Origin of the sequence: Pseudofrankia coriaricola (assembly GCF_001854805.1) — a bacterium.
Classification (GTDB): Bacteria; Actinomycetota; Actinomycetes; order Frankiales; family Frankiaceae; genus Pseudofrankia.
This window is the reverse complement of the sequence record NZ_MBLO01000236.1, coordinates 1-19,692: the sequence shown is the minus strand read 5'-3', so window position 1 is coordinate 19,692 and position 19,692 is coordinate 1. Positions and strand designations below refer to the sequence as shown.

Annotated in this window: 14 protein-coding genes; 6 read left to right on the top strand and 8 right to left on the bottom strand. The window is 73.3% G+C overall.

Features of this window, described 5'->3' with window-relative positions; genetic code table 11:
- Positions 1-191: 191 nt before the first annotated feature.
- The 3 genes from BCD48_RS31235 to tyrS form a co-directional block, all read right to left on the bottom strand.
- Entirely contained in the window at positions 192-2,162 is a 1,971-nt protein-coding gene (locus BCD48_RS31235) for a rhodanese-like domain-containing protein (RefSeq protein WP_071051980.1), read from the bottom strand.
- Positions 2,163-2,416: 254 nt separating this feature from the next.
- Positions 2,417-3,880 (bottom strand): carboxylesterase/lipase family protein, encoded by a 1,464-nt coding sequence (locus BCD48_RS31230; RefSeq protein ID WP_071051979.1) that lies wholly within the window; start codon positions 3,878-3,880, stop codon positions 2,417-2,419.
- 462 nt (positions 3,881-4,342) lie between these two features.
- The gene (tyrS, locus tag BCD48_RS31225; RefSeq protein ID WP_157910591.1) at positions 4,343-5,653 is read right to left on the bottom strand and encodes a tyrosine--tRNA ligase; all 1,311 of its coding nucleotides are present in this window, start codon (positions 5,651-5,653) and stop codon (positions 4,343-4,345) included.
- A 350-nt stretch (positions 5,654-6,003) separates the two neighbouring features.
- On the opposite strand from tyrS, the gene BCD48_RS31220 reads away from it, so the two are divergent.
- From BCD48_RS31220 to BCD48_RS31210, 3 genes are read left to right on the top strand one after another with little or no spacing between them, the layout of a single operon-like run.
- Positions 6,004-6,432 (top strand): hypothetical protein, encoded by a 429-nt coding sequence (locus tag BCD48_RS31220; RefSeq protein ID WP_071051978.1) that lies wholly within the window; start codon positions 6,004-6,006, stop codon positions 6,430-6,432.
- A gap of 49 nt (positions 6,433-6,481) precedes the next feature.
- Positions 6,482-7,276, top strand: coding sequence for a copper resistance CopC family protein (locus BCD48_RS31215; protein ID WP_083419476.1), 795 nt, complete (start codon positions 6,482-6,484; stop codon positions 7,274-7,276).
- Entirely contained in the window at positions 7,266-9,620 is a 2,355-nt protein-coding gene (locus BCD48_RS31210) for a bifunctional copper resistance protein CopD/cytochrome c oxidase assembly protein (RefSeq protein ID WP_083419475.1), read from the top strand. Before BCD48_RS31215 ends, BCD48_RS31210 begins: the two co-directional genes overlap by 11 nt.
- Before the next feature lie 44 nt (positions 9,621-9,664).
- Here the strand turns inward: BCD48_RS31210 and BCD48_RS31205 are convergent, their stop codons facing one another.
- Positions 9,665-10,024 (bottom strand): YkvA family protein, encoded by a 360-nt coding sequence (locus BCD48_RS31205; RefSeq protein ID WP_083419474.1) that lies wholly within the window; start codon positions 10,022-10,024, stop codon positions 9,665-9,667.
- A gap of 194 nt (positions 10,025-10,218) precedes the next feature.
- Here BCD48_RS31205 and BCD48_RS31200 point away from each other — a divergent pair, with 194 nt between their 5' ends.
- Together BCD48_RS31200 and BCD48_RS31195 are read left to right on the top strand one after the other, a co-directional pair.
- Positions 10,219-10,863 carry a pyridoxamine 5'-phosphate oxidase family protein gene (locus BCD48_RS31200; protein WP_071051977.1) on the top strand — a complete coding sequence of 215 codons (645 nt, stop codon included), beginning with the start codon at positions 10,219-10,221 and terminating at the stop codon, positions 10,861-10,863.
- Positions 10,864-10,945: 82 nt separating this feature from the next.
- Positions 10,946-11,803, top strand: coding sequence for a thioesterase family protein (locus BCD48_RS31195; protein WP_241842136.1), 858 nt, complete (start codon positions 10,946-10,948; stop codon positions 11,801-11,803).
- Positions 11,804-11,825: 22 nt separating this feature from the next.
- Here the strand turns inward: BCD48_RS31195 and BCD48_RS31190 are convergent, their stop codons facing one another.
- The 3 genes from BCD48_RS31190 to BCD48_RS31180 form a co-directional block, all read right to left on the bottom strand.
- Complete coding sequence (locus BCD48_RS31190) at positions 11,826-13,784, bottom strand: Hsp70 family protein (RefSeq protein WP_071051976.1); 1,959 nt, start codon at positions 13,782-13,784, stop codon at positions 11,826-11,828.
- A gap of 79 nt (positions 13,785-13,863) precedes the next feature.
- Positions 13,864-15,444, bottom strand: a complete 1,581-nt coding sequence (locus BCD48_RS31185; protein ID WP_071051975.1) for an acyl-CoA synthetase — start codon at positions 15,442-15,444, stop codon at positions 13,864-13,866.
- A gap of 392 nt (positions 15,445-15,836) precedes the next feature.
- Positions 15,837-16,304 (bottom strand): universal stress protein, encoded by a 468-nt coding sequence (locus BCD48_RS31180; protein WP_071051974.1) that lies wholly within the window; start codon positions 16,302-16,304, stop codon positions 15,837-15,839.
- Between the two features lie 223 nt (positions 16,305-16,527).
- Between BCD48_RS31180 and purU the strand changes: the two genes are divergently transcribed.
- On the top strand, positions 16,528-17,484 hold the full coding sequence (gene purU / locus BCD48_RS31175; protein WP_241842135.1) for a formyltetrahydrofolate deformylase: 957 nt from the start codon (positions 16,528-16,530) through the stop codon (positions 17,482-17,484).
- A 35-nt stretch (positions 17,485-17,519) separates the two neighbouring features.
- On the opposite strand, the gene BCD48_RS31170 is transcribed toward purU, so the two are convergent.
- Positions 17,520-18,299 (bottom strand): class I SAM-dependent methyltransferase, encoded by a 780-nt coding sequence (locus BCD48_RS31170; RefSeq protein ID WP_071051973.1) that lies wholly within the window; start codon positions 18,297-18,299, stop codon positions 17,520-17,522.
- Positions 18,300-19,692 lie beyond the last annotated feature (1,393 nt).

Below are 19,692 nucleotides of genomic sequence, written 5' to 3'. Positions count from 1 at the left end.
TCCGTTCGCGGGCGGACGAGAAGGGGGCGACAAACGGAATCGCGCTCCGGATAATACGACAACCGGAATCGTCTTCCGCTTCCGTCGCCCACGTTCCTTCCGTCACCCGCGACCGGGCATGGTGACCGGGCCGGCCAGCCATGCTCGGTCAGGCATGCCCGGCGGCCGTGCCCGGTCGGTCGGGCAGCCCGTCAGCCGGCGCCGGTCGCGACCGGGCGATCCGAGTCGGACGACCAGTCCGACCACGACCCGGGATAGAGCACGGCGTCGATGCCGGCCACGGCGAGCGCCGCGATCTCATGGGCGGCCGTGACGCCGGAGCCGCAGTAGACGCCGACCACCCCGTTGCCCTCGCCCGCGCCGAGGGCGCCGAACCGCGCGCGCAGCTCGTCCGGCGGCAGGAACCGGCCGTTCTCGTCGAGGTTGGCCGCGGTCGGCGCGCAGCGGGCCCCCGGGATGTGGCCGGCGCGCGGGTCGACGGGTTCATGCTCGCCGCGGTAGCGCTCGCCGGCGCGGGCGTCGAGCAGGATCCCCTCGACGGTGATCCGCGCCGCCCCGGCGGCGTCCACGGTCGGCAGCGCGCCGCCCCGCAGCAGCACGTCACCCGGCGCCGGGGTGACCTCTCCGTCCTCCAGCGGCAGGTCGGCCGCGCGCCAGGCGGCGAGCGCGCCGTCGAGGATGCGCACGTCGCCGACACCGGCCCAGCGCAGCAGCCACCAGGCCCGGGCGGCCGACTGGCCGCCGTTGTCGTCGTAGACGACGACCCGCCGCCCCGCGGTCAGGCCCCAGCGGCGGGCGGCGGCGGTCAACGCCGCCGCGTCGGGCAGCGGGTGACGCCCCCCGGGAACGGCCGCCGGCGCGGCGAGCTCGGTCTCCAGGTCGACGTAGACGGCGCCCGGCAGGTGGCCCGCGCGGTGGTGCTCACGCCCGCGCGCGTCGCCGAGCGCCCAGCGGACGTCGAGCAGCAGCGGCGGGTCGGCGGCGAGCAGTTCGTCGTGCAGCGGCTTGGGGTCGACCAGGACGGCCGCGGGAGCCGGGACGCCTTCAGCCGCGCCGCCGCCGCCCGCCGACGAGGCGGCGGACGAGGCGGCGGAGAAAGGGAGCGGCCGGCCGGCGGCGGTGAGCACGGCCGCCAGCTCCGCCTCGCCGAACGACGACGGGGCCGCGCCGCGGCGGGCCGCGGCGGCGATCCAGCGGGCGAGCGCCGCGTTCACCGGTGCCTCGATCCCGTTCAGGCGGGCGAGCAGCACGATCTCGCCGTTGAGGTAGTCGGACTCGACGGAGGCACCCCGCGCGAGGCTCTGCCAGGTGGAACTGCCGGAGCGTTCGTAACCGGAGATCTCCTTGATCGACCAGCCGGTCAGGTCCAGGCCAGGAGCCGTGATCGGCTCGGCGGGCTCGATGCCGGCCGCGGCGAACGCGGCCCGCGCCTCGTCGACGACGGCGGCGACGGCCGCGTCGCGCAACGGGCCGGGGCCGACGGCCGCGTCGAGGTTGTAGGCGAGGTTGCTGAGCAGCTTGCCGGCCTTGTAACGGCCGATGTCGTCGACGACGGTGGTGGCGAACCCGGCGCGCCGCAGGTCGGCCGCCACCTGCTCCGCCGCCCGGTCACCCGCGAGCGTCGAGGCGGGACCGCCGCCGCGCGGCGCGCGCCCGATGACGAACCCGCCGACCTGCGGCGTGCCGGGGGAGACGACCTCCCCTGGGCGCAGATGGATCGCCGGGATGATGACCACCGTGTCGATCACGGTGGTGAACCGGCGCAGGGCGCTGCGGACACTGTCGATGCCGTTCTGCGGCAGGACGACAGGCAGCACCTCGGCGGCCACCGCGGCCTCACCGGGAGCCGCGCCGGGGCCCGGCTCTGCCCCGTCGACTGGCTGCCAGGCCCAGGTGGCCAGCAGCGCCTCCGCGTCCTGCGACTTGGTCGCGAGCACCAGCACGTCGCCGGCGCGCAGCCGGACCTCGTCCGGGCCGGCCGCGACGTCGAACGCCACCCGCCGTTCCCCGTCCGGCCGCAGGTAGCGCAGCCCGTGCTCACGCAGCGCGGTCAGGTTCGCGCCGCGCGCGACCACCACCACCGGGATACCGGCCTCGGTCAGCTGAGCGGCGACGCTCGCGCCCACCGCACCGGCGCCGATGATCACATACCTGGAGCTCACGATCTTCCTTCCACCCGCGACCGCACCGACCCCAGCGTCAACGTCCGCTGCCCCAGCACCATTCACCCGGCCGGCAGGATTTATCGCGTCTTGAGCTACCTGTCACACACGAGCAACAACAGGCCGCCGCCCGGCGTACCCCTTGATCCCGTGACCCGGCGCATCTTCCCGCTCTCCCGCTCGCCGCTCCCGGGACCCTTCCCCTCGATGTTGCGGGGCACTGCCGTCGGCCACGGTTCGCGGCGCGGGGCTGACTAGGGCAGCGGCAGGCCGGTCCAAGCGGCGTCGCGGCGCTCGCCGGGGCGGTCGACGACCCGCGGCGAGGTGGTCAGCAGCAGGACCGGCCGGCGGTCGGGGTCGTGGCGGGGCCAGAGCGGCAGGCCCGGGGTGGCCGGGTCGCCCGCGCGGGCGAACGCCAGCAGGGCGTCCTGCCACAGCGCGGCGGCCCGCCGGGCCGGGTCGGGGCTCGCGGCGTCGGCCCGCCCCCAGGTCAGCGGAAGGTCGGCACCGTGTGGGACTCGCACGTGGTCACCGAGGTGGTCGAGGTGGTCGAAGCGCAGCATCCAGACGCGGCCGCCCGCGGCGTGCGCGGCGTCGGCGAGGCGCGCCGCCGGCATGGCGAACGCCGCGTCGGTCAGCAGCGCGGAGCGGGCGCGGGCGCCGTGGTCCTCGGCGTAGCGGGCGAGCAGGCGCCGCCACTGGTCGCCGCCGAGCGCCGCCCGTACCCGCGCCTCCTCGGCCGCCGGCACCACGTCCGGGGCGAGCGTCAGGAACAGCTCCATCTCGTCGCGGCACCACGTGACCAGCAGCGGCACGTCCCGGCACGACCCGCCCGCGATCGCCTCCATCGGCGGCTCGGGCAGCACCACGCCGTCGACGGTCTGCAGGAACGGGTCGTTCGACGTGACGAGCAGCGCCTCGCCTGCGCGGACCAGATCGGCCGTCGACGCCTCGGCCGGTGGGCGGCCGAGATGCTCGACCAGGCGGCGGCGGACGGCCTGGGCGGCGGCGAGGCCGCGGACGTGATGGGCCGCGCCGCTCTGGAGCACCGCCCGGTGGAACAGCCCGCGGGCGGCGGGCGCGGCCAGCAGCCCGCCGATGTAGATCGCCCCGGCGGACTCCCCGAAGACGGTCACCCGCCCCGGGTCGCCGCCGAACGCGCCCACCGCGTCGCGCACCCAGCGCAGCGCGGCGATCTGGTCGAGCAGCGCCAGGTTGACACCCCTCGGCTCGTTGCCCGGCGCCGGCTCGTCCGGCGCCAGGTCGAGGTGGCCCCACGGGCCGAGCCGGTAGTTGATCGTGATGACGACGGCGTCGCCGCGGGCGGCCAGGCGCGCCCCGTCGAACGAGCTGCCGGCGCCGCTGACGAAGCCGCCGCCGTGGATCCACACCAGCACTGGCCGCTGCTGCCCGCCGGGCCCGGGCTCCGGTGACCAGACGTTGAGGTAGAGGCAGTCCTCGGAGCCGCGTGGCGCCCGGGCGCGCCGTCCCGGTCCGCGAAGCCCCGGCAGCCGCAGCTGCGGGCTCGTCGGGCCGAACGCCGAGCAGTCGCGTTCGCCCGCCCACGGCTCGGGCGGCCGCGGCGGCCGGAACCGCGCCGGCCCGACCGGCGCCGCCGCATACGGCAGCCCGCGCCACACCCGCACCGCGCCCAGATCCACCCCGCGCGCGTCCCCCCACGGCGTCCGCGCCATCGTGGTCGCGGGCGGCGCGATCATCGGGCGCGCTGTCTCCTTCGGGACTGTCGTCGTTCCCACATTCGCGTGCCCGTGCATGTGTGCTCTCGTGCGGCGGAACGCTCAACAGTACTCTGCGGCAGTCCCGCTGATGGCGCTGCAGCGATCAGATCGGTGATCACGGTCTGCACCGTCGTGGCCTCAACGGCCGCAACCGTCACCGGTACACGTCCGCACCGGGACTGCCCTGCCCGATCACCGCGATACATGGCTGCGCCGACCCATCCCTGTCGCGGGAGGACGTCGTCGCCTGGCGGGAACGGACAACGGCTCGTTTTGAGATATTCGAGCTTCCCGGGGGCCACTTCCTGCCGAAAACCCATCCGGATCAGTTTTTCGGCGTTGTGCGACAGATCCTGTCCGACCAGGGAACCGGCGGCCTGGAACCCCTTTCGCGAACACTGGCCCAACCGCGAGGTCCCGGAGCGGGCGGGCTGGCCGCCGCTATTGACCGGCCTGAGCCGAGCCGGCGCCCAGCAGGCGCACCGCGCGTAGTTTGCCACGCTGGAGAATCTTCCCGTCCAACGCCTGCACGGTGAGTGGCGCGGGTTCGGGCGACACCTTGTCGCCGTCAAGCCGGATCGCCTGGGCGGCGAGCAGGCGGCGAGCCTCGCTCTTCGACGCGGCAAGGTTGGCCGCACACAGCAGATCGACGATGTCAACCTTGTCGCCGAACTGGGCGATGGAGAACTCCGGAGCGTCGACCGGCAGCCTGCGGCGGCGGAACCGCTCGTCGAAACGACGAGCGGTGTCCTGCGCGGCAGCGGCACCGTGGTACAGCTCGACGATCCTTCGGGCCAGCGCGAGCTTCGCCTCCATCGGCTTCGCGCGAGCCGACTCGGTGAACGTGTCCAGGGTGCCGGCGTCCCAGTTGCAGCACAGCTCGGCATAGTGGGTCAGAAGGTCATCGGCGATCGACATGACCTTGCCATACTGATCGTCCGGTGAATCGTTCAGCGAAATCCAGTTGCCGAGCGACTTCCCCATCTTCTCGGCACCGTCGGTCCCGCGCAGCAACGGCATTGTCAGGATCAGCTGCGGATTCTGGTTGGCTTCCTTCTGCAGGGTCCGGCCGACCAGGTTGTTGTAGGTCTGGTCGGTGCCGCCTATCTCGATGTCGGACCGGATCGCGACCGAGTCCATTCCCTGGAGCATCGGGTACATGAACTCCATGAGGCTTATCGGCAGTCCGGCCTGGTATCGCCGGGCGAAGTCGTCCCGCTCCAGCAGGCGGGCGACCGTGAGCAGCCGGCTCGTCTCCAGCACCTCGACGAGGCTCATCTTGGCGAGCCAGTCGGAGTTGTAACGAAGCTCGAGCTGGTCCTCGCGGAGGATCTTCAGAGCCTGCCGGAGGTAGGTCTGTGCGTTCGCTCTCGTCCGGTCCGCGGAGAGCGCCTTCCGGGTCTGTGTCCGGCCGGTCGGATCACCGATCTGTCCGGTGAAGTCCCCGACGATCAGAACCGCGATATGCCCATGGTCCTGGAACTGGCGAAGCTTGCGGAGCACCACGGCGTGGCCGAGGGTGAGATCCGACCCTGACGGATCGACGCCGAGTTTCACCCGCAGCGGCCGCCGTGCCGATCTTGCCTCGGCGAGCCTGGCTTCCAGGCCGCCTTCGGGAATTATCTGCGCCGTACCGCGGGCGAGCTCGGCCGCCTCCCGGGCGACATCGGCCCGACCCGCGACGTCGCCGCTCGTTGCCGACTCACGGTCGGACGCGAGGTCGTCTTCCCCGCCCGCGCTCTGCCTGGCCACACCCGTGTCTCCTCGCGACCGAGCTCGTCCGAGCGCCCGTGCCCGGCCCGTGAGCCACCCTACAAAAGACCAAGCGCGGCAATCGTTTCCGCCACCGGGACGAAATGACCGCGCCGGCTCGCCCCGGCCGGACCTCCCGCCGACGTACTCACTCATCCCCCGCGACCTTGGGCGGCCGGCGCCGACGGCGGGCATCCTGGCGTCGGTGCGGCGCTGCGGGCCATGCTCGCGGCGCTCGCGGCGCTGCTGGGCGGCCGTGACGGCCGCGCTCGCGCGGCCATCCCTGAGGGCAGCCATCCGGCGCGCGGCCGGCGTCGCTTCTACGGTGCGTAGAAGATAGCGTGACGCGCATGGAGACGGTCTGGGATCTCATCGTGGTCGTGCACCTGGTCGGGATGGCCGCTGTCGTCGGGGGGTGGCTGACGCAGCTTGGGGCCGTCCGGCCGCGAGTGCCGGCGGTGGTCGTGTACGGCGCGGTCACCCAGGTGATCAGCGGGCCGGTGCTGGTGGGGCTGGCGTCGTCGGGCGCGGTCGACCACGACGTCGACAACGCCAAGATCGGCGTGAAGCTGGTCGTCGCGCTGGCGGTCTTCGCCGTCGCCTACCTTGGACTGCGGCGCGACGACGAGGAGCGGGCGCTGCCCGCGCTTGCCAGCGCCAGCGCGAGCGCGAGCGCCGGCACCGTGCCGGCGGCGCGGGCGGTGGACCTGCGGGCGCCGGTGAACCTGGCCGGCGGCCTTGCCCTCGTCAACGTGCTGATCGCCGTCCTCTGGCGGTAGCGGAGGGCGACGACGGGCCAGGTATCTTCGACGTGACGTAGAAGCGAGCGTGGGTGTGAACGGTGGCGGTGCGGCCCTGGAGCCGAGCCCGCCGCCGCCGCGCCTGGCGGGGCTGGGGCTGGAGTCGCCGATGCGCGGAGTCGTTGCCGGACGGCGAGGGAGCCTCGCCGAGGCCCTCGGCGTGAGACCTCCCCACCGGCGACGGGCCCCTGGCACGGCCGTCCTCGCCGCCGCCCTGGTGGGTGGGCTGGCGACGCTCGCGATCCTCGCCGGGGCGTCGCCCGCGAGTGCGCACACCCAGCTGACGTCGAGCACGCCGGCCAACGGCGAGACCGTCCCGACCGCGCCCGATCATGTCGAGTTGCTGTTCGCCCAGCATCTGCTGGGCCTGGGCGCGGTCGCGGTCGAGGGGCCCGCCGGCGCCAGCGTCGCCGCGGGCGAGGCGGTCCTCGACGGCGCGACCGTCACCCAGCCGCTGGCCGCCAACCGGCCGGCGGGAACCTACCGGCTCGCCTACCGGGTGGTCTCCGCGGACGGCCACCCGGTCAGCGGCGAGATCACTTTCACCGCGACGGCCGCGACGGGCCAGCCCTCGCCGAGGCCGTCCGCCGCGAGCGCCTCCACCGGCCCGGCCTCGATACCGACGGCAACCCCGGCGGTGGCCGGTGACCCGACCAGCGGCACGACCACGCTGACGAATGCCGGGGAAGACGTGAGCGGGAACGGCGGATGGTCCACGGGCTTGATCGTGGGGGTCGCGGTCGGCGCCGGCGTGCTGGCCGCCGGCGGCGCGGTCATCGCGGTGCTGGCCAGGCGCAGGCAGGGGAGTACCGATGGGACCTGAGCAGGCGCCGGCCGCCGCGGGCACCGGCCTGGCCGACACGGACCCGACGGACGCCGGCGCGGTCGACGCTGGTCTGACGGACGCCGGTCCGGCCGACGCCGCCACGGCCATCTCCGCTGACGGTTCCGTGCCGGACCGCTCTCCCGCCGTACCCGCCGCGTACGCGGACGCCGCCGTGGCCGGGATTACCGAGACACCCACCACGGTCGCCGCTTCGGCTGGCGCCCCGCCCGTTGACCCGACTGCCGGCACGCCAGCCACGCCGCCCGCCGCCATCGGCACGCCCCGGGAGACGGGCGGAGAAGGCGAGGGCGACGGCGGCGCCGAGGGCGGCTCGGGACGGTGGCCGGCGATCGCCGGCGTGGCCGCGGGCGCCGTCGCGATGCTCGTGACGCTCGTCGTCGTGCTCAAGGCGGGCGGCGGCGCGCCGAAGCGGCTTCCGGCCGAACTCGCCGGGGCCGACCCTGGACTGTTCACCGGCTGGGGGCTGCCGATCAGCCGGCTGCTGTGCGACACGGCCGGCGTCGCCACGGTCGGGGCGCTGCTCGCCGCCGCGTTCCTCTTCCCGGCGGCCGGCGGGAAGCCGGGGGCGGCCGGCAGGAGGATGCTGCGCTGGGCGTCCGCCGCCGCCTGGGTCTGGTGCGTGGCCTCGCTCGCCCAGTTCGCGTTCACCGTCTCCGACCTGATCGGGCGCCCGCTGCCGGGCGCGCTGAGCCGCCACAACGTCGGCAACGTCATCGACGCGGTGCCGCAGCCGCGGGCGTTGCTGATCGTCGCGGGCCTCGCGTTCGCGATCGCCATCGGCGCCGGGGTGGCCCGCAGGCTGGACACGTCGGCGTGGCTCGCGGTGCTGGCGCTCGGCGCCCTGCTCCCGGTCGCGATGACTGGTCACGCGCACGGCTCCGGCGGCCATGATCTCGCGACCGTCAGCGGCGGGCTGCACGTTCTCGGGGTGTCGGCCTGGGTCGGCGGGCTCGCCGCGCTGCTCGCCGGCGGGCGCCGGCTGGGCGGGCGCGAGCTGGTCACCGCCGTCACCCGCTACAGCGGGATCGCGGGGCTCTGCCTCGTCGTCGTCGCCATCAGCGGCGTCGTCAACGCGTACGTCCGGGTGGCCAGCTGGAGCGCGCTGCTCGACAGTCGCTACGGCAACCTGGTGATCGCGAAGGCGGTCGCGCTCGTCGTGCTCGCCGGCCTCGGCGCGGCGCACCGGCGGTTCACGATCCGTCGCCTCGCCGCCTCACCCGGGCGGCGCCGGCCGTTCCTGCGGCTCGGCGCCGCCGAGGTCGCCGTGATGGGTGTCGCCATCGCGCTCGGCGCCGGCCTGTCCCGCACCCCGACGCCGGCGGGCGCCGACGGCGTGGCGACCGACGACCCGGTGGTCTCGCTCCTCGGCTACCCGATGCCGCCGCCGTTCACCGCGGGCCGGATCGTCACCGGGGCCCGTCCCGACCTGCTGTTCCTCACGGTGGTCCTGCTGGGCGCCTGGCTGTACCTGACCGGGGTCATCCGCCTGCGCCGCGCCGGCGCGTCCTGGCCTGTCGGGCGCACCGTCAGCTGGCTGATGGGGCTCGCCGTCATCGCGTTCGCGACCAGCAGCGGGCTCGGCCCCTACGGCCGGGTGCTGTTCAGCGTGCACATGGCCCAGCACCTGCTGCTGATGATGCTGGCCCCGGTGCTGCTGGTGCTCGGCGCGCCGGTGACGCTCGCGCTGCGCGCGCTGCCGACCGGGGTCACCGGTACCACCCGCAGCGCCAGGGCCTGGCTGCTGCGGATCGTGAACAGCCGCTGGCTGGCGTTCGTCTCCCACCCGGTCGTGACGTTCACCCTGTACTCGGTGTCGCTGTATGTGCTGTACCTGACGCCGCTGTACGGCTGGGTGCTTCGCAACCATCTCGCGCACCTGGCGATGATGTGCCACTTCCTCGTCGTCGGGTACCTGTTCTTCTGGCTGCTCATCGGCGTTGACCCGGGGCCGCGCCGGCCGGTGTACCCGGCGCGGATCGTGCTGCTGTTCCTCGCCTCCGCGGTGCACACGTTCTTCGGCGTGATCCTGATGATGTCCAACGAGGTGATCGGCGCGTCGTACTACCGGCTGCTCGACCGGCCGTGGGGCGGCTCGCTGCTCGACGTCCAGCAGGTCGGCGGCGGCATGGCGTGGAGCTTCGGGGAGCTGCCGTCGCTGGCGGTGCTCGCCGCCCTGTTCTTCCAGTGGGCGCGCACCGAGGAGCGCCACGGCCGCGCCAAGGACGCTCGCATGGACAGCGGCGAGGACGACGAGTTCGAGGCCTACAACCGCTACCTGGCTAGCCTCGCCAAGCCGGGCCCGCGGCCTCCCCGCCCCTGAGCCACGGCCGCCCGGTCCCTGAGGCGGAAGGACCGAAGCGGGGGTCAGCTCCCGATGCGGCGGCGGTCGCGAGGCGTCCGGCGCGTGTCGTGGACGACCTCGCCGTCGATCACCGAGTCCGGCGCCGCCGCGCGCCGGGCGGCGACCAGCCGGGCGACATACAGCGCCGCGGCGAGCAGGACACCGCCGTCGTCGACGAGCCCGAACGGGCCGAACAGTGCCTCCGGTACGGCGTCGACCGGGGACACGAGGTAGGCGAGGGCGCCGACGGCGGTGACGACGCCGCGCAACGGTACCCGGTACTTGACGAGCACGTACGCGCCTGCGCCCGCGAGGGCGAGGGCGACCAGACCAAACACGGTCAGGATGACCAGTGCCACGGTGCTGAAGGTGTCGTGGTCCACGCCGCCTGCGCCCCTTCCGAGAGCCATCCGGCCGCGCCCTGGCGCCGCGTCGGCGCCAGGTCGATCGACCATGCGACCTGACCATGCCCAACATCGCCCACCGATGAACGTCACAACGACGACAGCTCTGTCATAGGTGTCGGCGACAACGGAAATCGGGCGACGGCGCCGCTCGGCGGAGCGAGGATCGAGGCATGGGGAAGGTCTACGAGCGGATCGACGGGCGGCTGCGGGACTTCGTCGAGGCGCAGCCGGTGTTCTTCGTGGCCACGGCGCCGCTGTCCGGGGACGGGCACGTGAACCTGTCCCCGAAGGGCGGGGCGGACACGTTCGCGGTGTTCGACGAGCACACGGTGGCCTACCTGGACCTGGGCGGCAGCCACGCCGAGACGATCGCGCACCTGCGGGAGAACGGGCGGATCACGCTCATGTGGTGCGCGTTCTGGGGGCCGCCGAAGATCGTGCGGGTGCACGGGCGCGGCGACGTGGTGTTCCGCGACGACCCGCGGTTCGGCGCGCTGCTCGCCCGCTTCCCCCTGCGGGACCAGCCGTCGGTGCGCGCCGTCATCGTGGTGACGGCCGAGCAGGTCAGCGACAGCTGCGGATACAAGGTGCCACTGATGGAGCCGGTCGGGGACCGCGCGCTGCACGGCGAGTACTTCGGACGCAAGACCGACGAGGAGTTCGCCGCGTACTGCGAGGCGAAGGACTTCAACGGCCAGAGCATCGACGGCCTCCCGGCCCTCCCGTTGCCCTTGCCGCCGCTGCCCGCTCCCACCGTGGTCCCTGTCCCCGTCCCTGCCGTGGCCTCAACGGCGACCGGCATGGCTGACGAGTAGCGTCCGGGCCCGGTCGGCCAGTCGGCTGTGATGCGGATCACCCGGCTGGGCGGGTCGGACGGAAGCGGCCTAACGTCGGGCCGTGTCTGACGGCGGCGTGTCGACGACGAGCGAGCCCTCCGTGGTGCCGGGCGGTCCGCCGCCCACGGCACCGGCCGCGAGTCTGTATGTCGACCTGGGCGACGGGCGCTGGCTCGCGACCGGGCACACGGCCGGGCCCTGGGACCCGGCCGCCCAGCACGGCGGGCCGCCGAGCGCGCTGCTCGTCCGAGCAGTCGAGCGGACCGCGCCGCGGCCGGACATGATGATCGCGCGGTTCACCACCGAGCTGCTCGGGCCGGTGCCCGTCGGCGAGCTGAGCCTGCGGTCCGAGGTGGTCCGGCCGGGGCGCAGCGTCGAGCTGGTCGAGGCGGTGCTCACCGCCGGCGGCCGGGACGTCGCCCGCGCCACCGCCTGGCGGGTCAGGCGCGCCGAGGGCGCGGGCGCGCCACCGCGCCACCCGGCGCCCCCGCCGCTGCCGGAGGCGCCGCCGCCGCGCGCGCCCGGGCCGGGACGCATGCGCGGGTTCGCGAGCGCGATCGAGTGGCGCTCGGCCGGCCGGGGCCGGATGAGCGTGCCCGGGCCGGCCGCGCTGTGGGGACGGCTGAGCTACCCGCTCGTCGCCGGCGAGGAGACCAGCCCGTTGCAGCGCGTGCTGGCGCTCGCCGACAACGGCAACGGGATCTCCAGCGAGACCGACTTCCTGACGACGTACTTCATCAACCCGGAGCTCACCGTGCACCTGCACCGCGAGCCGGTCGGCGAGTGGATCTGCGTCGACGCGACGACGGCGATCAGCCCCGGCGGCGCCGGCCTGGCCACCACCGTGCTGTCCGACCTCGACGGCCCGGTCGGCGTCGGCGCCCAGGCCCTGCTCGTCGCCCCGCGCCCCGGGCGCTAGAGGCGCGAAGCCGCGCGCCGGGCTAGAACACGAGTGGGAGGTTGGTGGCCGAGCCGGTCGGGCCGAGGGTGGTCGGGTCCTGGAACGTCGTCGCGAGATCGACGCGCTCGGTGTGCTCGCTGTCGCCCGCCAGGTCCCGGGCGTGGATGGTGAGCTGGCGCCGCCGGTCGACCGCCAGGACGATCTCGACGCGGGCCGTTCGCGCCGCGGTCGCCGTGAGGTCCGTCAGCTCGAACTGCCGGACGCGCCGGAAGGTGCCCCCGGGCACGAAGTAGCCGCCGTCCTCCACGATGTGGACGGTGATGCTGTCCAGGTCGTCCGCCGCGTTCGTCACGAGGACCGTCTCGCGGACCGGTACGGACTTGTGGGCCGTGATGACCTCGCGGAACCTGCCCCCGGCGATCTCGACGCCCAGCGGGTAGGCGACGGTCGTCGTGACGATGGGCAGGTTCTCGAAGACGGGACCGCCGTCGATGCCGTTGAGGCGCCGTGCGCGGGTCGCCGCCCGGGCGCTGGCACGGTCGATGACGCGGGACTCGGCGCGCCCCGTCCCCAGGTCGGTGGCGGTCACCCGCAGCGTGCCGCCCGCGTCGACGTCGAAGGCGACGTCGATCCGGTGCGCGAACGCCGGTGCCGGGGCCAGGCCGGTGACGTCGAGCCTGGCGAGGGGAATCGCGTCGTCCCGGCCGGCCCGGTCCTCCTCGGACTCCACGACCAGCACGGTGAGCGAGGTCTGGTTGTCGACGGCGGTCGTGAGCAGCTGATGGCGCCGCGTCGGCACGGTCGTGTTGCGCTGGATGACGGGGAGATACAGCCCGCCGACCTGTTCGACGCCCACCGACGCCGGGATGACGTCGCGCAGGCGGAGGTCCTTGACCTGCCCGGTGAGGCCGGCCGCCTGAAGGGCGGCGCCCGTCACGACGCCTTCGGAGATGGTGCGGAACGGCGGTTTCCCGGCGAGCTTCTGGACGAGCCCGCCCACGGCCGGCATCCGGGCGGCGCCGCCCACCAGAATCACGTGGTCGATCTCACTGGCCCGTAACGCGCCGTCGCGCAGCACCCGTTCGAAGGGCCCGCGGCAGCGTTCCAGGGTGGACTGGGTGATGGTCTCGAGCTCGTTCCGGGTCAGGGCCACGTCGACGTGCGCGAAGCCGTCGCCGGCACGGGCGAGGTGCGGCAGGTAGACATTCGCCGTGGTCGCCGCGGACAGGTCGATCCGCGCGGTCTCCGCGGCCTCCCGCAGCCGGGCCAGCGCCGTCAGGTCCTGGCTGATGTCCAGTCCGTGCCGCTCCCGGAGCAGGGCGACGAAATGGCCGACGATGGCCTGGTCCCAGTTGTCGCCGCCGAGGTGGTTGTCCCCGGCTGTCGCCTTCACCTCGCAGACGCCGGCGCCGATCTCGACGAGCGAGACGTCGAACGTGCCGCCGCCGAGGTCGAAGACGAGGCTTCGCTCCTCCTGCGCGCGGTGCAGGCCGTGGGCGATGGCGGTGGCGGTCGGCTCGCTGACGATCCTCGCGACCTCGATGTCGGCCATCCGCGCGGCGTCCTCCAGGGCGCGGCGCTGCACGTGGCTGAAGTAGGCGGGAACGGTCAGGACGGCGGTGCCGATGCTCGTGCCGGCGTACTCCCGCACGTCCGCGTGCAGCCGCCTCAGCACGAGCGCGGCGACCTCCTCGGCGGAGTAGCGGGTGCCGTCGTGCTCGTGCGACCAGTCGCTGCCCAGCCGCAGCTTGACGGACCGGATCGTGTGCTTGGGATTGGTGACCGCCTGGCGCAGGGCGGCGGCGCCGACCAGCGGCGGCCCGTCGGCGACGAAGGCGACGACGCTGGGCGTGGTCAGCGTTCCCTCGGCGTTCGGCACGAGCCGGACCCGGCCGCGCTCGAAGATGCCGACGGCCGAGTTGGTGGTCCCGAAGTCGATGCCGACCGCCGGCTCGGCCACGGTCTTGCGTGCCTGCTGGGCCTGTCCGTCCGACGTCATTCACCATCACCCCGTCGTTGATCTCCGGTCCGGACGGCTAAACCGTAGTCGATCGACGACTTACGGGCACTTGGTTGGCTCAACCGGTGGCCGCGGTTGCGGACCGATAGTGCTCGCGGAGGAGGTTCTTGCGCAGCTTGCCGGTCGGCGTGCGCGGCAGCTCGTCGACGAAGTCGACGCCGCGCGGAGCCTTGTAGTGGGCGATCCGGTCCCGGACGCAGGCGATCAGCTCGTCGGCGAGGCCCGGGCCCGGCTCGACGCCCGGGGCCGGCTCGACGACGGCGTGCACCCGCTCGCCCAGGTCCGGGTCGGGAATGCCGATGACCGCGACGTCGAGGATCTTCGGATGCAGGGCGAGCACATTCTCGATCTCCTGTGGGTAGATGTTCACCCCGCCGGATATGATCATGAACGTCGCCCGGTCGGTGAGGTAGAGGTAGCCGTCCGCGTCGAGGTGGCCGACATCGCCGACCGTCGTCCAGGTCGGGTGCCGCGGGTGCTGCGCGGCGGCGGTCGCGGCCGGGTCGCCGTGGTACGTGAACGGCAGGGCCTCACGCTCGAAGTAGACGACGCCGTCCTCGCCCGTCGGCAGCTCCCGGCCGTCCTCGGCGCAGATGTGGACGACGCCGAGCGCGGACCGCCCGACCGTTCCCGGCCGCTCCAGCCACTCCTGGGACGAGACGAACGTGATGCCCGACGCCTCGGTGGCGGCGTAGTACTCGTGCAGGATCGGCCCCCACCAGTCGATCATCGCCCGTTTCACGTCGGGCGGGCACGGCGCGGCGGCGTGGATCGCCGCCCGGTGGGCCGACAGGCCGGAACGCTCCCGCTCGGCCGCGGGCAGCTTCAGCATGCGGACGAACATCGTCGGCACCCACTGGCTGTGCGTCACCCGGTACTTCTCCAGCGCCGTGAGCGCGGCCGCCGGCTCGAACCGTTCCATCATCACGACCGTGCCGCCGAGGGCCTGCACCGCGGCGCCGAACCGGAGCGGGGCCGCGTGGTAGGCCGGCGCCGGTGACAGGTAGACCGTGTCCGCGCCCATCCCGTACTGCATCTGCAGCATCGGCGGCAGGATCATCCCGGGCCTGTCGATGCGGTGCTGGGGGAGCGGCGGGCGGATGCCCTTGGGCCGGCCGGTGGTGCCGGACGAGTAGAGCATGTCGGCGCCGGCCCACTCGACCTCGGGGCGCTCGGCCGGCGCGCCCGCGACCGCCCGCTCGTAGTCCTCGTGGCCGTCGAGCTGGCCGCTCGGCTGGCCGGCGGCGCCGGCGGCCGGCTCGCCCGTCGAGGCGAAGATGTAGCGGTGCCGGACCCGGGGGGTCGCCCCGACGATCCGGGCCGCGAGCTCGCGGTGGTGCGAGGAGACGATCAGCGCCGCCGCCTCGCAGTCATCGACGATGTAGGCGACCTCGGACGGGGAGAGGTGCCAGTTGACGGGGGTCACGTACAGCCCGCTGCGTAAGGCGGCCCAGTAGACCTCGAAACAGTGCAGGTCGTTCTCCGCCAGCAGCGCGATCCCGTCTTCGCGCCGCAGCCCCGCCGCGGCCAGGACGTTCGCGAACCGGGCCGAGCGCTCGTCCAGCTCACGGTAGGTCAGCGTCGCCCCCGAGCCGGCCATGACGACCGCGGGCCTGCCCGGTGTGACGGCGGCGTGCATAGCGGGATTCACGGCGACCCCCTGGCATTACTGTGACGACAGTCACATTAACAGTCGGATGGGCTGGGATGCGGCGGTTGGACACAAGCGGAATACCGGCTCCGGTGGCGGGCGAGGCGCTGGACGCGCTCGCCCGTGTCGGGCGCTGGGCGCCCTCCTCGCGTGGTGCCGGGCCCCTGGCATGTGGCGGTGGTAGGGCCTGGACCGGGCTGTCGATGTGGCTGGGCTGGTGCTGCGCCGATGCGCCGTCACTTGTTGTGGCTGGGTTGCGCTTACTGGTCGCCGGAGTGGCGTCGTGGGCCGCCGCGCTGCTGGACATCGGAGCCCGTGGGATGTCTGCCAGGCGGCTGCAGGGGCCGGGGATCACGACGCTGCCCGCGGGGTTCGTCGTGTCAGTGACTGGAGCTCGCGTCGTGCTCGGGCCGCGGTCGGACGACGAGAACCGGACCGGTCGCATGGTGGATGACCGCCGTGCTGACGGATCCGAGGAGGGCGCTGACGAAGCCGCCGTGCCCGCGCGAGCCGACGACCACCAGGTCCGCGTGCTTGCCGGCCTCGACGAGGACGGACGCCGGCAGGCCGTGGCGCAGCTCGGCGCGCACCCCGTCGGGCAGCTTGTCCCCGAACACCGCGGCCAGCGCCCCATCGAGCCCCTGACGGGCACCCTCCTCCCAGACGCCCGCGTCCAGCGGCATGGCAGGCAGGTAGGGGCCGACGACCGGCAGTTGCCAGGCCATCAGCACGAGCAGCTCCGCGCCATGCAGCTCGGCCTCGCGGGCCGCCCAGCGCAGGGCCTCGAGCGAGCCCTCCGAGCCGTCGATGCCGACGACGATCTGGCTTACCGCGCCGCCAGTGGTCATGTGAATCCTCCGGGTCCGGGCCACGCTGACGTTCCGTCTACTGAGCACCTAGCCCCGCCGTGACCGCGCCAAACCGGGAACCACGGCCCGTTGGTCATGGCCCGTCTGGCCTGTGCGCGGCGGCACGTCGGCACCCGTCAGCCCTCCTTCCTCCTTCGTTTCTCCTTCGCACCGGCGGCGTGGGAACTCCCGCCGAGGCAGGCGAGAGGGCGACGATGAGGAAATGACCGGAGGGGCGACGGGCGGGGGCGGGGGCGGGGCTGTCGCGCGCGGCGGCGCGAGGCCGCTGGTGACGCCGGCGGCTGTGGCCGCCCATGCCGAGCGGTACCGGGACATCGGGCGGGTGCTGGTCACCTGCCCGGACCGGCCCGGCATCGTCGCCGCAATCTCGGGCCTGCTGTTCCGGCACGGCGCGAACATCACCGAGCTGCAGCAGTACTCCACCGACCCGTTCGGCGGCACCTTCTTCCTGCGGATCGAGTTCCACCGCGAGGACCTCGCGGGCGAACTGCCCGCGATCGAGGAGGGACTGGCGCGGCTCTCGGCGGGCGCGGCGATGCGCTGGCGGGTGGCCACGCCGGCGGTGCGCCAGCGGGTGGCGATCTTCGTGTCGAAGGCGGACCACGCGCTGCAGGAACTACTGTGGAGGACCCACTCGGGCGAGCTGGAGATGGACGTGCGGATGGTGGTCTCCAACCATCCGGACCTGGGTGATGCCGCGGCGGGCTGGGGAATCCCGTACCACCACATTCCCGTGACGCCGCAGACCCGGGGCGAGGCGGAGCGGCAGGCGCTGGCACTGCTCGCGGGCCAGGTCGACCTGGTGGTGCTCGCCCGCTACATGCAGGTCCTCACCCCGCGGTTCCTCGCGGCGCTCCCCGACCGGATCATCAACATCCACCACAGTTTCCTGCCGGCGTTCGTCGGCGCCGACCCGTACAGCGCGGCCGCCCGGCGCGGAGTGAAACTGATCGGCGCGACGGCGCACTACGTGACCGCCGAACTCGACGCCGGGCCGATCATCGAGCAGGACATCGAACGGGTCGACCATCGCCACCAAGTCGCCGACCTGCGCCGGATCGGCCGGCACGTCGAACGGGCCGTGCTCGCGCGCGCCGTCGGCTGGCACCTCCAGGACCGCGTCATCGTCCACAGCAACACAACGATCGTCTTCGCATAGGGCGCGCGGCTTGACGTCCAAGCCTGTGGGAGGTCTCAGGTGGTGGTCTTGCGGAGGCGCCAGATGCACTCCGAGGGCCAGCGGCGCGCCCACTCGTTGTCCGAGCGTTGGCGGCCACTCAGGGTCGGATCGTCCTTCGGGCGGGTTTCCAGAAGGTCCTCGACGGCCAGTCCGCAGGAGCGGAACAGCCTGATCCACTCGCCATACGGGAGGTTGGCGCTGACGAGCCCGTCGGCGTCGGCGAACATCCGCAGGTCGAAGTAGTCCCTGGCCAGTTTGCGGCCCGCGCGGTCGCTGCCCGCCTCGACGGTGATCTCGTACAGCGGGCTGATGTGGCTGAACGCCAGCAGGCCGCCGACGCGCAGAATTCGGGCAGCCTCCGGGATCGCGCGGCGCGGGTCGGCGAACGAGAACGCGCCGTGGTCGGCGAACACGATGTGGAACGAGCCGTCGGCGAACGGGACCTCCTCGGCGCTCGCCTGCACGAGCGGGAATGTCAGCCCGGTCTCGCGCTGCAGGCGCAGGCTGTGCTGCAGCTGGCGCTCGGACAGGTCCAGGCCGACGGGGCTGGCGCCGCGGCGGGCGAGCGCCGTGGACCACTGGCTGCCGCCGCAGCCCATCTCCAGTACATCGAGCCCGGCGACGTCGCCGAAGATGTTCAGCTCCGACTCGGGCAGCCCCCACAGCCCCCAGGCGACGTCCCCGGTGAATGCCTGGCCGCGGATCCGGGGGGCGTTGAAGCGCTGGTAGTCGTCGGATATCTCGTTCCAGCGCTCCCGGTTGGTGCGCACGTGTGTACCCACGACGTCGCTCATCGGCTTGTCACCGGCCGCTCGTCCGTTCGTTCGTTGCTCTGATGTTTTCTTTGACGCTCGTCGTTGACGTTCTTTTCCCGCCATTGCCCACCGTCGCCGGACTGTGTCATGGCCCGGTCGAGGCCGCCGGCCACCGGTCAGTGCCGCCGCCCGGCGCCATGGCCCTAGCGCCTAGTGCCTACCGCCCAGCGTCCTGTGCCGTGACCGCGCCCTTGATGGATGGCGACTGGGAACGGGGGTACCGGCGCAGCGCGGGCGGTTGACATCTGGCCGAGTCGGTTGCTGGAGGCGCGCCGTAGCCAGGGAGCCGACTCTAGGCGAGCGCTCCCGGGGGCCCTGCCCTGGGTCAGCCCGAAGGCCGCCGCGTCCCGGCGAGGGCATCGGGGGCCTCGCGCTGGACGGCGGGCGCAACGAATCGCGGCGGACCGACGGATCGCGGGCGGCCCATGGCGGACGTGGCGGCACGTGCCGCTGCCTGGGGGCCCGCGGTGGCCTGAAGCTGCGACCCCGCCCAGCGCGGGCGCCGCCGGCGCCCTCGCTGGGCGGCGGAGTGCTGAGGCTCCGGCGGGAATCCGCTCCAACCAGCTCCCGGACCGCGCCGAGGAAGCGCGATGACCGGCGCGCGGATCGCGCGGATGACGGACGCGCGGGAGGTCCGCACACAGGTGTGCGGGAGGCCGGGCGGCGGGAGCGTGCCGGCGCCCGACCGCCCGACCGCCCGACCGGCCGACCGCCATGGGACGGCCGTCCATGGAGCGACGGCGGAGCGTCGGCGCGTGCATGCCTCGTGCCGGGTGCGGACCGTCACATCACCCCCCCGACAAACTCCGTTTGCCGGGGTGTAACGTTGCCCTTCGCCTCACCAGCCACGGCGCGAGCCGCGGCGGCCGGGGTCGGCATCGTCGCCGGAGCACCGTGACATCGGGCCCCGATGAAGCCGACAAAACGGGGTGGGGTAAGGTGCTCCAGACCTCGAAAGTGGCGGGCAACCGGCTTTGCCGGAGTGAACCGACATCGGGGCGCCGTACCGGGTGATAGGTCAGAAAAATCCACGGGAGAGTCGCGAGACTCGCTTGATGAGACCATCTGGTAAGTTCTCGGACACGGCGAGGCGGTGCCAAATCCAGCCAGCGGCGGGATTTGACAGCCCTTAAGAAGCTCCGTAAAGTACGAAATGTTCCGCAGCCGGGAAGCCGGGTGCGGGAAGCACCTCCGGCCTTCGGGCCGGGAACTAGTGGTAGCGTGGGACCGGCTCCAACCGGTACGCGCCGGTGAAGTGCCCAGCAGGGTGTGGATCCGGTTCATGCGTCCGCTCCTTGAGAACTCAACAGCGTGCCATAGAAGTCAGTGCCATATTTTGACCCCGTTCCGCGGGTGGTGCTGGTGTCGGGCC